At 65.8% G+C, this 15,725-nt stretch carries 9 protein-coding genes; 4 read left to right on the plus strand and 5 right to left on the minus strand.

What is annotated here, in order from left to right; genetic code table 11:
- Positions 1-2: 2 nt before the first annotated feature.
- On the plus strand, positions 3-1,868 hold the full coding sequence (locus tag HV770_RS17460) for an ABC transporter ATP-binding protein/permease (protein ID WP_175161535.1): 1,866 nt from the start codon (positions 3-5) through the stop codon (positions 1,866-1,868).
- Here the strand turns inward: HV770_RS17460 and HV770_RS17465 are convergent.
- The 3 genes from HV770_RS17465 to HV770_RS17475 form a co-directional block, all read right to left on the minus strand.
- Complete coding sequence (locus HV770_RS17465; RefSeq protein ID WP_175161537.1) at positions 1,850-3,277, minus strand: nicotinate phosphoribosyltransferase; 1,428 nt, start codon at positions 3,275-3,277, stop codon at positions 1,850-1,852. The genes HV770_RS17460 and HV770_RS17465 overlap by 19 nt on opposite strands.
- 88 nt (positions 3,278-3,365) lie before the next feature.
- Positions 3,366-4,568, minus strand: a complete 1,203-nt coding sequence (locus tag HV770_RS17470; RefSeq protein WP_175161539.1) for a CpaE/TadZ family protein — start codon at positions 4,566-4,568, stop codon at positions 3,366-3,368.
- Between the two features lie 109 nt (positions 4,569-4,677).
- Entirely contained in the window at positions 4,678-4,974 is a 297-nt protein-coding gene (locus HV770_RS17475) for a hypothetical protein (RefSeq protein ID WP_246290964.1), read from the minus strand.
- Positions 4,975-6,300: 1,326 nt separating this feature from the next.
- On the opposite strand from HV770_RS17475, the gene HV770_RS17480 reads away from it, so the two are divergent.
- From HV770_RS17480 to HV770_RS17490, 3 genes are all read left to right on the plus strand, one after another.
- Positions 6,301-7,737 carry a sigma-54-dependent transcriptional regulator gene (locus HV770_RS17480; RefSeq protein ID WP_175161541.1) on the plus strand — a complete coding sequence of 479 codons (1,437 nt, stop codon included), beginning with the start codon at positions 6,301-6,303 and terminating at the stop codon, positions 7,735-7,737.
- A gap of 130 nt (positions 7,738-7,867) precedes the next feature.
- Positions 7,868-8,197: an NIPSNAP family protein gene (locus tag HV770_RS17485; protein ID WP_121322585.1), complete on the plus strand. Its 330-nt coding sequence runs from the start codon at positions 7,868-7,870 to the stop codon at positions 8,195-8,197.
- 460 nt (positions 8,198-8,657) lie between these two features.
- Positions 8,658-11,336, plus strand: coding sequence for a mechanosensitive ion channel family protein (locus tag HV770_RS17490; protein ID WP_175161544.1), 2,679 nt, complete (start codon positions 8,658-8,660; stop codon positions 11,334-11,336).
- Positions 11,337-11,487: 151 nt separating this feature from the next.
- Here the strand turns inward: HV770_RS17490 and HV770_RS17495 are convergent, their stop codons facing one another.
- A complete protein-coding gene (locus HV770_RS17495; RefSeq protein WP_175161546.1) occupies positions 11,488-13,788 on the minus strand; it encodes an ATP-dependent DNA helicase in 2,301 nt (766 codons plus the stop codon).
- On the minus strand, positions 13,785-15,572 hold the full coding sequence (locus HV770_RS17500; protein WP_175161548.1) for a VRR-NUC domain-containing protein: 1,788 nt from the start codon (positions 15,570-15,572) through the stop codon (positions 13,785-13,787). Before HV770_RS17500 ends, HV770_RS17495 begins: the two co-directional genes overlap by 4 nt.
- Positions 15,573-15,725: the final 153 nt, after the last annotated feature.

Consider the following 15,725-nt stretch of genomic DNA (forward strand, 5'->3'; position numbering starts at 1 on the left):
CGGTGAAGCGCGCCGCTGCGCGACCGCTGCTGTGGCTGGCGGCGCTGCTGGCTGTCTATCTGTGCGCTCCGTTCGTCGCGAGCGTGCCGCAACTCGGCGCCGCGGATTGGGCGAACGTCGACTGGCGCGCGACCTGGTCGGCGGTCGGCGTATCGGCGGCGAGCGCCACGGTGGCCTCGTTCATGATCCTGTTGGGCGGCGTGCCGCTCGGCTATTTCCTCGCGCGGTCGAATACGCGCAAGATGGCGCTGCTCGGCTTCGTCGTGCAGTTGCCGCTGGCGCTGCCGCCGCTTACGAGCGGCGTGCTGCTGCTGTTTCTGCTTGGGCCCTATAGCGGAATCGGCCGCCTCACCGGCGGCGGGCTGACGGATTCGTTCGCCGGCATCGTGCTGGCGGAAATCTTCGTGGCGGCGCCGTTTCTTATCATCGCCGCGAAGTCCGCGTTCGCCGCGGTCGATCCGGTGCTCGACGACGTCGCCGCCACGCTCGGCCATCATGCCAGCAGCCGCTTTTTCCGCGTGATGCTGCCGGTGGCGTGGCCGGCAATTCGCGCAGGACTCGCGCTCGCCTGGCTGCGTGCATTCGGCGAATTCGGCGCGACCGTGATGGTCGCCTATCACCCGTATTCGTTGCCGGTCTACACGTACGTGGTATTCGGCGGCCAAGGCCTGCCGGCGATGATGCCGTTGCTGCTGCCGACGCTTGCGATCGCGATACTCTGCGCCGCGCTGTCCATCTACAGTCTTCGGCAAAAACCCGCACCCGAGCAGACCGAAAACGGCGACGACACGCTCGAACCCGGCACGGATCTCACCGCGAGCCGCGGCGACGCCGACAATCGCCGCCTCACGTTCCATCTGCAACGTCAGTTGGGCGACTTCGGACTCGACATCGCGTGGACGCCGGCTAGCCGGCGTCTCGCGATCATCGGGCCGTCGGGTTCGGGCAAATCTCTAGCACTGCGTCTGATCGCGGGGCTCGAATCGAACGCGTCGAGCACCGTGCGGCTCGGCGCGACCGCGTTGCACACGCTGCCGCCCGAGCGCCGCCAGATCGGCTACATGCCGCAGGATTACGGCCTGTTTCCGCACATGAGCGTGGTGCGCCAGCTCAGCTTTCCCGTCGATGCCGACGCCGCCAGCGCACGTTACTGGCTCGATCATCTGGGCCTCGTGCCGCTGGTCGGACGGCTGCCGCATCAGCTGTCGTTCGGTCAGCGGCAACGGGTGGCGCTCGCGCGCGCGCTCACGCGACATAGCGAACTGCTGCTGTTCGACGAGCCGTTCGCCGCGCTGGATACGCCGCGGCGGCGCCGCTTGCAGCAATCGCTGCGGGCATTGCAGCGCGAGATCGCCGCGGTGACGATCATCGTCACGCACGATCCGGATGAGGCCGCGCTGCTCGCCGACGAGGTGCTGGTGGTCGAACAGGGGCGCGTGTTGCAGGCGGGCGCGATCGCCGACGTGTTCGAGCGGCCCGCTTCGATGCGGGTGGCCGCCCTGCTCGGCTTGCACAACGTCGGCGAAGGTTCGATGAGCGCGGCGGGCCAGGTGCAGATCGCTCCGGGCTTGATGGTGACAACGGCTAACCGTGCATCCCTTCCCGCCGCGGGCCAGCGCGTCATGTGGCGCGTGTCGTCGCATGCGTTGGCCGTGACGCCACAAGGCGCGCATGCCGGGGTCGTCGAGTCGGTCGAATTGCGGCGCGGGGAGCGCTATGTTCGCGTGAATATCGCCGGAGTGCGCTTCGACCTTGCCAGCGAAGACGCCGGTTTGCGCGAGGGTGCGCCGTGCCGGCTCGACATCCGCGCGGCGGGCGTGAACATCTGGGCCGCGGCGTGCGGCGCACGTCAGGCTTCGTCCGCGTGAGCCCGGTTCCTGATTTCGGCGAGCGACGCATCGACCAGTAGCTTGCCGGACTCGAACACCGTCACGAGTGCTTCGTCCCACTCGCCCGCGACGGTGTGTTCATCCCAGGTGACGGGCAGCGTGACCGTCCGGTACTCACCGGTGCGGCGATGCTTCAGCAACGTCAGACGCCCTTTCATCGAACGCTTCGCGGCATCCGTGACCGGGTCTTTGCGCACGTCGTGCCACTCGTCGCCAAGGCGGATCGCGGAACACTTCATCGCGAAGCGCTGCGTGTCGCGGTTGATCTGCTGCAACAGCGCGCCGCCCATGCCGAATACGATGTTATCGGCCGCGAAGCCGGCCTCGTCCATCGCGGCGAGGATCGTCGCGATGGAATCGGGGTTCACGCCGTCGCCCTGAATTACGCGCACGTTGTTGAGCACGCGCCGGCCCTTGCCATTCACCACCGAGCCGAACGACGCGTCGAGCGCGCGCAGCGTCTGCAATACGATCGTGCGCGGATCGCCGGAGTCCGGCCGGATCACGAGGGTGGCGCCTGAATCGAGCACGGCCTGTTTCAGCTGCGTGCCCCATACGTCGAGCGCGGCAAACAGATCATAGGAATCGGACACCACCGAGACGATCGCGCCCGGCTTGCCGAAGCGCGCGATCATGTTGCGGAACGCGTCGGTCTCGCGCTCGCGGCCCCATGACGTGATGGTACTGTGTTCGGCGGCCGGCACGGAAAACGCCGCCATCGTCTCGTTGTAGTAGTGGTTCGCCGCCGCGACGCCGAACACCGTGTCCGAACCCATGAAACTGACCAGATGTGCGGCGCCGCCGATCGCCGCCGACTCCGCGCTCGACACCCCGCGCGCGCCGAAATCGTGCAGCTTGAAGGGCAATTGCGCGAGATCGTCGCTGCTCTTTTGCAGGTAGGCGCGAATCGTTTTGCGCAGATGCCAGCTTTGCGTCGCCACCGTGATCGGATACCACACGCGCAACAGCATCGTTTCCAGATACGAAGCGAGCCAGAACACCTGCGGGTCGTCGCATTCGACCGTCACCAGAACGTTGTGCGTCGGCACCACCGAGCCTTCCGGCACCGCGCGAATCCGCACCGGCAGATAGCCGCCGCACTGCTCGACCACGTAGCGCCAACCCGCTTCGTTGAAGGGCTCGCCATGCGAACTGAAAAACGCTTTGGCCTGCTCGATCATGGCCGGCGTGACCCGCCGGCACAGGTATTCCTTCAGCAGCATTTGCAGACCGAAGAACAGCGTGCGCTCGTAGCGCCCGCCACGCGACTCGATGTACGAGAACATCGCCGACGCCTCGGGCGGATATTGCAGATAGTGCGAGGCCTTGTACGAATCCGTGTTGAGAATCGGATTGGACAGGATCGACGCGATGTCGCCAGCGCTCACGTGAGTTCCCCCGGGTAATCGAACGGATGCGGTTCTTTTACGATACACCGTCAAAATAGCCGTGCAACGCGCCGCTCGACGGACCGCTTCAAAGCCCCGGTTTCAGTTGCGGCGGTAGATTCGGCCACGTGGCCAGCAGCCGGCCGATCATGCTCTTCCGGCGTTCGGCGACAACCGGCAACAGCATGCCGGCGAGCAGGCCAATGCCGTGGGCGAGCGCGCTGTCGCGCGCCAGCGTGACGAGCGGCACGCCGCGGCACAGCGCCTCGTTGACGCGGCGGTCGTCGCGCGGAAGCTGATGCGCGACTGTCGCGCCGAGGGTCTTTTCGAGCGTCGGCAGATTGATCTGCGCGTTCTTGTCGTATTGATTGACCACCACTCGCACCTTTGCGGCCGGATAGCCGAGTTCCCGGAAGATGTCGAGCATGCGGCGCCCGCCATGCAGGTACAGCGGCGTCTGCCGCACCACCATGCAGATCGCGTCGCTATGATCGAGCGCATGGATCGTCAACGGGTTCAGGCTCGGTCCGATGTCGATCAGCACGTCATCGTAGCGCTCGCGCACCAGCGCAAGAATCCGCTGCAGCTGCGCGGGCCGCAACTCGGCGGCCTTGAGCGGGTCGCCCGCGCCGGCCAGCACGTCGAGGTTCGCATGCACGTGCATCACGCACGAGTCGAACAGCGCGGCGTCGAGGTGATCGATCTGCGAACATAGGTCGGCGAGCGTGGTCGGCGGGGGCCTGTCGGCCATCAGCAGGCTGGCATCGGCGAATTGCTGGCTGAGGTCGATCAGCAGCACGCGCCGCTCGCGCTGCGCGGCGAGCGAACAGGCGAGATTGACCGCGATCAGCGTCGTGCCGCTGCCGCCCTTGCTCGATGCCAGCGATACCACGCGGCCCGCGCGCCGCCCGGCCGCGGTTTTCCTCGCGTCGATCTGGGTGAGCGCGGCGGCGATCGCGAGCGGATCGAGCGGCCATGACAGCACGTGCTGCACGCCGACGCTCATCGCCGCGCCGAGCAACGCGGTGGCCGGCGAGCGCACCACCAGCATGCAGTCGAGCGCCGGCCAGCAGGCGAGCGCCTCCTCGATACCGTCCATTTCACGCGCGTTCAGACTGGCGTCGTCGACGATCAGCAGATCGGCATTGCGGATCAGGCGCGCGTGCGCGCGCAGTTGCCGGGCGGAGCCGTAGGCGGTGCGCAATCGGTAACGCACGCCGCTTCCCTCGAGCCGCGCGACGATCTGCTGCGCGTGATCGATGCTGGCGGCAATCAGGAAGATGTCGATCATGTCAGGTCTCCATCGGTCTGAGGCCGCCGGTTGGCGAGGCCACGCCGACCTCTCCGTCGGCGTGCGGACTCATACGTCGTTATTCGTTGTTATGCGTCGTTATTCGTCGTTATTCGTCGAACTCTGTTGGCCGGATCTGCGCGTCACACTCGTGATCGGCATGCCGTTCGGGCCGCACCGGCATTTCATACAGCGCGTCGCGCAACGCGTCGCGCCGGATCTCGGCCTCGGCCTTGCGCCTGAGCGCCTCGGCAACCACCAGCGTCATGACATCGACCGGTGACTCGGCGAACAGCGCGCGCCGTCGCGCCGCGACACGCCGGCGATAGGAAAGCCCGGTTGGGTCCGCGCTGGGGAAAGGGTCCGTCCGCACGATAGCGTCCGGCTCGCGAATCAGTTTTTTCATGACAGCCCCCGAAAGATGAGCCTCTTTGCCCACGTTTTTTTGGTCCAGATGTCCGTGTCCGTGCGACAGCACGGACACGGCACCCAGTCCACCTCGTAACATGTGTCTCTCTCTGGAGACTGTGGCCTCTCCTCGCTTCTTCGCACCGGTTGGTCCTGGCCGGCGCTGCCCCTGCCCTTGTTCGGTGGTGCGTCACTCGCCAAACTGGTCGAATGCGGCACTCGTCGCTATTTACATCCCACTTCAGGTCCATCGATGAAAATTGACCTACCTGATCGCGAGTCAATTTCACGTCATCCGGTTCGGAATGCCGATAATCCGTGTATCGGTCATTCAGCCGTTTTTTGATCGATGTCCGTTCCGTTGGCCCCGCCGCCACCTCGCAAACCCGGCTTCCCCGGCCGTGCTTGTGAAATCCGCGCTGCCGCCGGCTTTTTTCCAAATCTCAGCTTTCCCCGTGCTGCGGACCGGTCGGCAACGCATTCAGATTTATCGTGCAGTGCTTATTGCAATGGCCATGCCATGCGGACCAGAAGCCTTATGCCACCGTGAATCATGCGGCGCGGCAGCCGTGTTCGGAATCGTCCGTGCCGGAGGTTGATTCGTTCTTGATACGCCCATGCGCCAAAATGCGCCGCGCCGCGGAGAAACCCGGCGCTCGCCGGCGACCCGCGAATCCCGCGCGGGCCATGACTGGCCATGGTTTGCGCAACGCGCCCAGTTAGCGATGCTGACCGTCCGAAGCATCACGTCACGCTGGCACGGGCCTGCCCGATATGTAGCAGGCATGAGACAAACCGCATTGCCAACGCGCCATTCGCATCGCGATTTAGCGCGGCGCGATTGCATGGTTATGTGGGAAGCCTCTCATAACCCAGCTTGACCGGTTTTTTTTAATCGTCCTCAGCGCGCCATTTGCGCAAAAATCATTTCTTAATCCCGATTTGTTTGTATGGCGCTATCAGGCGCTTTCGCTTATCTTTAAGCCACGCGCCAATTAGAGCGCCGTTTTCAGGTCATCGAGGCAAGAAACGGTTTTGTGATTCGGGGATGAAGGCGTGCGGCGGTTTCAGCAATGAACGCCTACGCTATCGGTCCACCATGCAGCATTTCGCGGTTTATGCCGCCCGCTCCATGCCCCATCATTGCAACCGCCGTATGCGTCGTCGCCGGACTGCTGCAGCCGGTCCTGAACGTTGAACGCAAACCAGCCCGATCCGCGCGAGCGGACCGGGCCGGTTCAGTTGACTGAAGGCCGGCGCCGCCCACCGGCGTATCCAATGTGTCGAACAGCAGTCCTGAGAGCAGCATCGAACCGGGGGTAACATGACTACGACTTGCACGCCCGTCGACGCGGAACGCACCGTTCTGTACGTGTCGAACTCGCCCGATCAGAAGCTCGTCGATTTTCTGGCGACGTCTGGCTGGCAAGCCGTACACGCCAAAAGCACGGCCATCGCCGAACGCATGATCGAGCGCGGCAATATCAAGGTCGGCCTCGTGCAACTGCCCGACGAGTGCACGTCGCAGCATCTGTCCGCGCTCGCGTCGTGCATGCGGCGCGTCGAGACCAACTGGGTCGCGCAAATCGTCCCCGGCCAGGCGGAAGACGAGCTGGTCAGCCGCTTCATCCTCGATTACTGCTTCGACTTCGTCACGCGGCCGTGGCTGAACGACCGGCTCGTGTTCGCGCTCGGCCATGCGCACGGGCTGTCGAGTCTGCGTCACGCGCCCGACGCGCCGGAGCCTTCGCTCGGGCGGCACGGCATGGTCGGACAATGCGAGCCCATGCAGCAGCTTTATCGACGCATCGACAAATGCGGCGTGACCGACGCGCCGGTGTTCGTCGCCGGCGAATCGGGCACCGGCAAGGAATTGACCGCTCGTGCGATTCACGAGCGCTCGCCGCGCGCCGGCCGCGCGTTCGTCGCAATCAATTGCGCCGCGATCGCGCCGAGCCTGCTGCAAGCCGAACTGTTCGGCCACGAGCGTGGAGCGTTCACCGGCGCGCTGCAACGCAAGATCGGCCGGATCGAAAGCGCGCACGAGGGCACGCTTTTTCTCGACGAAATCGGCGACATGCCGCACGAATGCCAGGCAGTCCTGTTGCGCTTTCTGCAGGAAGGCACGATCGAGCGGCTCGGCGGCAATGGCCCGATCAAGGTCGACGCGCGGGTCATTTCGGCGACCCACGTCGATCTGGACAAGGCGGTCGAAGACGGGCGCTTCCGCTCCGACCTGTATCACCGGCTGTGCGTGCTGTGCCTTGTCGAGCCGCCGTTGCGCGAGCGCGGCGGCGACATCAAGCTGCTCGCCAACTACGCGCTCAGCATGTACCGGCAGGACGGCGCGCGCAAACTGCGCGGGCTGTCGAGCGACGCGATCGTCGCGATGTCGAACTATCCGTGGCCGGGCAATGTGCGCGAGCTGATCAACTGCGTGCGGCGCGCGGTGGTGATGAGCGAGGGCCGCTTCATCACCGCGAGCGACCTCGGTCTGCCGGAAGCGGACAACGGCCCGGCGGTGACGCTTGCGGAAATCCGCAGCAAGGCGGAAAAGGACGCGGTCGAGCACGCGTTGCAGCGGCATGGCTACAAGCTGTCCGAAGCGGCGGCCGAGCTGGGCATTTCGCGCGCGACACTGTACCGGCTGATGCATGCGAACCGGTTGCATCAGGAACCCGCCGCGGCCCGCGCGTCGAACGCGACGGGCGGCCCGGACGCCGACGATGAGGCGCAGCGGCAAACGTCCTCGGTGGCTTGAGCCGGGGCGATAGCGGCGCTGGACCTTCCCCGCTCGACACTTCATCCGGCCGTGAAACATCGCGGGCCGGCGCCCGTCATACTGATCTCCATGCGGTTTCGTCCCGCCGCCCACCACCCGGAGCTTCACTATGGCGATCACCTGCTTCATCCGCTATCAGATCGACCCTTTCCAGCGCGCCGCTTTCGACGAATACGCCCGCAACTGGGGGCGTATTATTCCGCGCTGCGGCGGTCATCTGACTGGCTACTTTCTGCCGCACGAAGGCACCAACGACATCGCGTGGGGTCTTGTCACGTTCGACAGCCTCGCGGCCTACGAAACCTATCGCGCGCGACTGCGCAGCGACGCCGAAGCGCTCGAGAACTTCCGCTTCGCGCAGACGAGGCGCTTCATTCTGCGTGAGGAGCGTAGTTTTACCGAAGTGGTCGACGGGACGTTCGGCATCGCGCCGGTTTAAGCGAGCAGCGCCCGTATAGTAGCGATCACGCGGCTGCCTCGGGTTCAGGCACTAGCTCACTACTCGGTGCTTGCCGCCGCGTTGGTCCCATTTGTCCCATCTGCCCCGCCTCCGCTCGCCGCAAACGCGGAAACCCCGCCACATCGCGACGCAAGCCCCCCTCTGAAGACGCCGGACCGATTCAGCGGGCAAGCTTCGTGCTACGCGTATTGGCCTAGACTTGGCCGGGCCGTTCGCCCCTGTCCGCCTGGCATGGACGCCGTCATCGGCTATCGTTACGCCTGGCATGCGGCTTACGCAGGGCGCGCGTTGCGTCCCCGGCCCAGCCGACAGCCTTCATCCAACGACGATTCACCTGCGGAACTTGTACGCCCCGACCAGTGTCGGTTCATGGTCACGCCGCCGAACCCATCCCGTGTTTCGGCACAATGTCCGCACCCGGTATCCCGCCTTACACCCTATGCGCAAACTATTTCACGTCTGGCTTCTCCTTTTCTTCGTCATCAGCGCGGCGCCGGCCGTTGCCGCCGCCGCGCCAGCCGCACCCGCGACGCTGGTCTCCGGCAGCACGGTGAACCTGACGCCCCAACAGGCACGCGACGCCCTCGCGGTGCTCAATGACCCGAAACGCCGCGCGCAAGTCGCCGATACGCTGCAAGCGATCGCCGCCGCCGGCGCGCTAAGCGCTCCGCCCGTGGCCGCCTCCGCGGCGGCTGCCGCGTCGGCGCCCGCAGCGGCCAGCGGCGCCGCCGCGCTTGTGCCCGACGCGTTCAAATCCAACGGACTCGCGTCGCAAATGGCCCGTGAGGGCGCCCATTGGGCGATGCACCTCGGCAAGTCCTTGCGCGGCTCGCTCGCCGCGCTGCTCGACGTCACGTCGGTACGCGCGTGGTGGAACTGGCAGTTGACGAGCCCGCATGCGCGCGCCTTGCTGGTCAACGTCCTGTGGACGCTGCTGGCCGCGCTCGTTCCCGCACTTGTGGTCGAATGGCTCGCGCGGCGTTTGCTGCGCCGCGCGTACCTGGCAATCGCCGCGCGCCGCGAACGCAACGAGCAGGACGAACTCAACGGCGACGACGCCCAAGCCACGCGAGCCACGACGCCCGTCGACACCGCGCCGCCCGCAGCCCAAACGCCCGGTGCCGCGCCGACCCTGCCATTGCCGCTGCCCACGGGACCGGTACCGCCGGTGCTCGAAGCCGAAGTGCAAGCGGTCAGTACTGCTGCGGTGGCCGATCCGGCTTCCGCCGAAGACCGCGTCATCGAAGCTCAGGGCAAGCGCAAAGCCACTCACCACTGGACGCTGCTGCAGCGTCTGCCACGCGCGCTGTTGATCACCGCGCTGCGCCTGTTGCCGCTCGCGGTATTCGTCGGCGCGGCGGGCGCGTTGATCTCGGTATTCACCACCAATGGCACCCCGCAGGACCGCGCGCTCGATTCGCTGATCGACGTCTACGTGCTGTGCCGCGTAATCGTGATCATCGGCGACTTCTTTCTGCAACCCACTGCGCCGCGTCTGCGACTGCTGCGCATGGGCGACGCCTGGGCCGTCTTCGTGCAACGCTGGATCGTGCGGATTGTCGGCGTGGTTGGCGCGGGCGTCGCCCTCGCCGAGATCGCGCAGTCGCTCGGCCTGAACGACGCCGCGCATCTCGCGCTGTTGAAAGTGGTGGCGCTCGCCGGCCACGTGATGATCTCGATCCTGATCCTGCAATGCGCAAGACCGGTCGGCGATCTGATCCGCCAGCGCTTCGCGAAGCACGACTCGCTGGAAATGTTGACCAACGCGCTCGCGGACGCCTGGGCGTGGTTCACGGCCGCCGTCGTGATGGCGCTGTGGTTCGTGTGGGCGTTCGACGTGCAGAACGGCTATCACGCGCTGCTCCACGTCGGCGGCTGGACCGTGGCGATTCTGGTCGGCGCGCGGCTCGGGTCGATCGTGATCTTCGGGGCACTGGCACGGCTCTTCCAGGCGCAGGACGAGTCAGAGAAATCGCTCGTGCACCAGCATGCTTACCGCTATTACCCGCTGCTGCGGCGGATAATCGGCTGGGTCATCGGCGTCGTCACGGCGCTGGGACTGTTGCAGGCGTGGGGCGCCGACGTCGTCGATCTGTTCGGCGCCGGCACGATCGGCCATCGGTTCGCGTCGGCGCTCGCCACCATCGGCGTGGCCGCGATCATTGCACTGATCGTGTGGGAAATCGTCAACGTCTCGGTCGAACGGCGGCTGGACCGCTGGACCACCAGCGGCGACCTGGTGCGCGCCGCGCGCTTGCGCACGCTGCTGCCGATGCTGCGCAGCGCGCTCTTCTGCGTGATCGCGCTGGTGGTGGTGCTGACCGGCCTGAGCGAACTCGGCGTGAACATCGGGCCGCTGCTCGCGGGCGCGAGCATCTTCGGCGTCGCGCTCGGCTTCGGTTCGCAAAAGCTGGTGCAGGATTTCATCACCGGCATTTTCCTGTTGATGGAAAACGCGATGCAGGTCGGCGACTGGGTCACGCTCGCGGGCGTGTCTGGCACGGTCGAATATCTGTCGATCCGCACCGTGCGGCTGCGCGGCAGCGACGGATCGCTGTTCACCGTGCCGTTCAGTTCGGTCTCGACGGTGAACAACACCAATCGGGGACTCGGCAATGCGGCGGTGCGCGTGAACATCGTGTTCGGCCAGGACGTCGATCTGGCGATCAACACGCTCAAGGAAATCGGCGCCGCGCTGCGCGAGGACGAGAAATTCCAGGCCGGTATCCTGTCGGACTTCGCGTTTTGGGGCGTCGATGCGGTGGACGGTTCCGCGGTCACGCTGGCCGGTCAGATGCAGTGCCGCGACACCGCGCGCTGGGGGGTGCAGCGCGAATTCAACCGGCGCATCGTCGACCGTTTCCGCGAGCGTGGCATCGAGATCGCGAATCCGCAGCGCAATCTGCTGACGTGGGATGCCGGGAGCGTGGCGGCCAAAGTTGACAGTGGTGGCTCGTCCGGGCCGGCGTCGAGGGATGCGCCGGTTGACGATGCTGCGTCGAGCGCGGCGAGCCGACAAGGCGATGCGCCGGTCGAAGACCAGATTCCCGTCGATCCGAAGCCGGCAGGTGGTCCGGGAACGCCCGGCAATCCGGGGACGCCGTCACCGCATGCATGATGCGGCGCGTGCGAACGGCGCCTGGTGTTTGGGGCCAACGCGGATTCGCCCCGGCGCGAGGCCGCCGTGATGTGTCGCGCGCGGCCTGCTGCGCGACGCCGCCCGGCCACGCGGCTCACACAACAACGCGAACCGTGACGCCCGATCGCCCCTACTGCACCTGCCACCAACGCGGCAACAGGCGGCGCACTTCGGGCCGCCGATAGCGGTCATCGATCAGGTGCACCACGCCCTCGTCCTGTTCCGTGCGGATCACGCGACCGGCCGCCTGCACCACCTTGCGCAAACCCGGATACAGATACATGTAGTCGTAGCCGTTGCCGAACCTCGCGTCCATGGTGCGGCGCATCTGCTCGTTGACCTCGTTCATCTGCGGCAAGCCGAGCGTCGCGATGAATGCGCCGATCAACTGCTGACCGGTCAGATCGACGCCTTCTGAAAACGCCCCGCCGAGCACCGCGAAACCCACCCCCTGATTCATGGTGCGAAAACGCGCGAGAAACGCGTCGCGGGCGGCTTCGTCCATGCCCGGTTCCTGCGCCCAGACCGGCAAGGCCGGATGCCGTTCGCGCATCAATTCGACCACCCGCTGCAGGTACTCGAAACTGCTCAGGAAGCCCAGGTAATTGCCCGGCTGCGCCGCGTACTGCCGCGCGATCAGATCGACGATCGGCACGAGCGAGCGCTCGCGGTCGCGCCAGCGCGTCGACACATTACCCGCCACATGCACCTGCAATTGCTCCGCGCGAAACGGCCCTTCGACGTCGAGCCATTGCGTCTGCTGCGGCAATCCCAGCGTGTCGCGATAGAAATGCTGCGGGTTGAGCGTGCCGGAGAACATCACGGTCGTGCGCGCGGCCGCGTAGCGCGGCGCGAGAAACGGCGCGGGAATCACGTTGCGCACGCAGAGCGTGGCGCCGGTTTTGTCGCGCGGGGCGTAACGGTCCGTGCTAACCGTGACGTCGAAAATCGAGTGCTCGCCGAATTGCTCGGCCAGCGCGACGAAATGCATCGCATCGAAGAAAAAAAGCAGCGCGGTGTCGTCGATTGAAAGCGGCGCTTCGGCGAGCTGATCCGTGACCGCGCCGATCAGATTCTGCGCGGCCGACAGCAGTTTGCCCGGGACCCCGGCATAGACCTGATACGTGCCGGTCTGCGCCCGTTTGACGGCGTTCCACTCGCGCTGCAAGCGTTCGAGCGGCTTGCGCAAGCTGGCCGGCGCGGTCTTGTGCGCGATCCGGAACGCCGCCTGGTCGAGCGATGCCGTGTACATGCGCCGCGCGCGGTCGAGCAGATTGTGCGCCTCGTCCACCAGCACGCCGACGCGCCACTGATTGATCTGCGTGAGCGCATACAGCATCGCGTTGCTGTCGTAGTAGTAGTTGTAATCGCCGACCACGACGTCGGCCCAGCGCGCCAGTTCCTGCGCCAGATAGTATGGGCAAACCTCGTGCGCGAGCGCGGCTGCGCGCACCGCCGCGCGGTCGAGGCGCGGGCCTGCGAGTGCCGGGTCGAGTGCGGTGTTGAGTGCGGTATGGCGGGCCGCGTCGAGCCGGTCGTAGAAGCCGCGTGCGAGCGGACACGATTCGCCATTGCACGCTTTGTCGGGATGCTCGCAGGCTTTGTCGCGCGCGACCAGTTCGAGCGTTCTCAACGGCAATCGCGCACCGCGCGACGCGGCGCTCTGCTGCAACGTGTCGATCGCATCGAGCGCGAGCGCGCGGCCCGGCGTCTTCGCGGTCAGAAAGAAAACGCGATCGATCTGCTCCGAGGCACACGCCTTGAGCAACGGGAAAATCGTCGCCAGCGTCTTGCCGATGCCGGTAGGCGCCTGCGCCATCAAGGGCTTGCCCTCTCGCGCCGCGCGATATACCGACACCGCCAGTTCGCGCTGCCCGCTGCGAAACTGCCCATGAGGAAACTGCAAGGCGCCGAGCGCGGCGTTGCGCGCCGCGCGATGCGCCTCTTCCTGCACGGCCCAATCGAGAAAACACTCGCACTGCTCGACGAAGAAAATCTCCAGCTCACGCGCCGTATGCGTTTGCGTCAGCAGCGTCTCCTTCTGACTGCCGATGTCGAAGTAGACCAGCGCGACCGTCAACTCGGCCAGCCCGCGTACACGGCACAGCAGATGACCGTACACGAGCGCCTGCGCCCAATGCAGGGTGCGGTGATTAGCGGGCATCCGCGCCAGATCGCCGCGATGCGTCTTGACCTCCTCGAGACGATTCGCCGCCGGATCGTAACCGTCGGCGCGGCCGCGCACGGTGAGACTGCGATGCGTACCAGTCAGCGTGATCTCGGTTTCATAGCCGCTTGCGCGCCGCCCTGCCACCGTCGCGTGACCGGCCATGCCTTCCAGCGAGGTGGGCGCAGGTGTGAAGCGCAGATCCAGATCGCCGCGCCGCGCGGTGAATTCGCACATTGCGCGCACCGCGACTACGTAGCTCATGTAGCGGCTCCGTTGTCGAACTTCGCGACGGCCTCAGACGCGGCTGCGCTCTGCGTCAGCGCATCATCGTGCGAATCCTCGGCCCAACGCACATCGAGCACGCGCACTGGCATGCCGTGCTGCGTGCAATACGTGAGCCAGCGAATCTGGTTGTCCTGCAAGCGATCGCCGGGCCCTTTCACCTCGATCAGTTCATAGCGGCGCTCGGCCGGCCAGAAGCGGATCAGGTCCGGCAGGCCCGAACGGTTGCCGCGAATATCGCGCAGCAGGCGCTCGAACCACAACTTCAGATGCGCGGCGGGCAGACAGTCTAGCGCGAGCGCGACAAGCTCCTGCGACAGCAGCCCCCAGAACACGAACGGCGACTGCAGCCCCGCCTTGCTGTGCAGATGCCGCAGAATCGTCTCGCGATAGGCATCGCTATCGAGTTGCGCGAGGCACGCGGCAAACTGGTCCGCGCGGCGCGCATGGAAATCCGGCGCATACAGATCGGCCGGGCCGCGCTGAAAGGGATGAAAAAACGCGCCGGGCAGCGCCGCGAACACCGGCTCCCAGCACAGCAAACCGAATAGCGAATTGATCAGTGCGTTCTCGACATAGTGCACCGGCGCGGTATCGCACGTCAGATGATCGCGCGCGACGTATTCGACTGCTTGCGGCGTCTCGGGCTTCGGCAACACCAGCGTCCTGCGCTCGATCGGGCGCGCTGCCGGCGTGCGCAGCGCCGGCTCGCCACGCTTGCGCCGCAAACGCGGCAACATGCGCGCGATGCGCTGCGTCTCCTCTTCGCTTTCAGACGCGGCCGCCGCATGCGAGGCCAACGCGAACGCTTCGTCGAAACGCTCGCTGCGTTCGAGCACGCGCATACGCCGATGACGCGCGCCAGGCCACGCGCAACGCTCATACACCGCAAGCGCCGCAGTCCAGTTCTGCCGCCGCTCGCACTCGTAGCCGATACGGAACAGCAGTTTCGCGCGACGCATGTCGAGCCACGGGTTTCCCGTTTCGATCGAGACGACCGTAGCAACGAGTTCGTCGATCGCGCTCGCGCCATCGACGATGGGCAGCCACTCCAGCGCTTCACGGCATGCATGCAGCGCCAGATAAACATCGACGTCCGCACGTTGCCGGAATGCACGCGATGAGGGGGCGAACGCCACCTTTTCGTACTGGAACACGCCGAGATCGGCCAGCACGAACTCTGACCAGTCCTGCTGCAAATTGCCGAAGAACATCAGACGCAGCCGCTCGCAGAGCGGCGCAATCGCGACGTGAAAAACGCGGTCCGTGGCGCCGCTGTGCCACGCGGCAAGCGGGCGACGTGCGGGATTGTCCGCGTCGCTGCCGGTTTCATGAAACGGCCGCAGCGTGGCCAGCAGATCGGATTTGCGCAAGCTCTTCGCGCCGGGAATCAGGGCGATGGCTTCGGCGAATACCTGCAGCAACTGAGGGCGCGTGCTGAGCGCGAACAGATCGTCGAGTGAAAGGTGTGGTTCGGTGTCGACCCAGCCGAGCGCCGCCATCGGCGCGGCAGCCTGCAGCGGGCAGCCAATCTCGTCATACGCCAGACGGCTCGCGCGAAACAGCGCGCCTTTGCGCATCAGCATACGCACCAGCAGCGCGCGCGACGCTTGCGGCAAACCGGCGAAAGCGTCGAGGAACGCGAGTTCGTGCGCGTCCATCAGATCGTCGTAACGCGTGGCGAGCCACGCCAGCGCGCGCTCGAAGTTCAGCAGGTAGTAAGGGACGTCAGAGCGGAGTTCTGATCGAGCATCGGTTGCCACGGCTTTTTGCATAACCTGTATGTTTATACAGTGATGATAGCAAAGTCCGTGGCGGCTTCGGCGCGCAGGCGCGCCTGATCAATGAAACACGCGCGCCGCCCCGCTTGGGGCTGCACGTCGCTTGGCCAACGAGTATTCGACGCAGCCGATTCG

The organism is Paraburkholderia fynbosensis, from assembly GCF_902859935.1.
Lineage (GTDB): Bacteria > Pseudomonadota > Gammaproteobacteria > Burkholderiales > Burkholderiaceae > Paraburkholderia > Paraburkholderia fynbosensis.

Coding starts and splice junctions, on each gene's coding strand:
- HV770_RS17485 (WP_121322585.1), top strand. CDS start 7,868: ATGGCGATCACCTGCTTCATCCGCTATCAGATCGACCCTTTCCAGCGC.
- HV770_RS17490 (WP_175161544.1), top strand. CDS start 8,658: ATGCGCAAACTATTTCACGTCTGGCTTCTCCTTTTCTTCGTCATCAGC.
- HV770_RS17475 (WP_246290964.1), bottom strand. CDS start 4,974: ATGAAAAAACTGATTCGCGAGCCGGACGCTATCGTGCGGACGGACCCT.
- HV770_RS17470 (WP_175161539.1), bottom strand. CDS start 4,568: ATGATCGACATCTTCCTGATTGCCGCCAGCATCGATCACGCGCAGCAG.
- HV770_RS17495 (WP_175161546.1), bottom strand. CDS start 13,788: ATGAGCTACGTAGTCGCGGTGCGCGCAATGTGCGAATTCACCGCGCGG.
- HV770_RS17480 (WP_175161541.1), top strand. CDS start 6,301: ATGACTACGACTTGCACGCCCGTCGACGCGGAACGCACCGTTCTGTAC.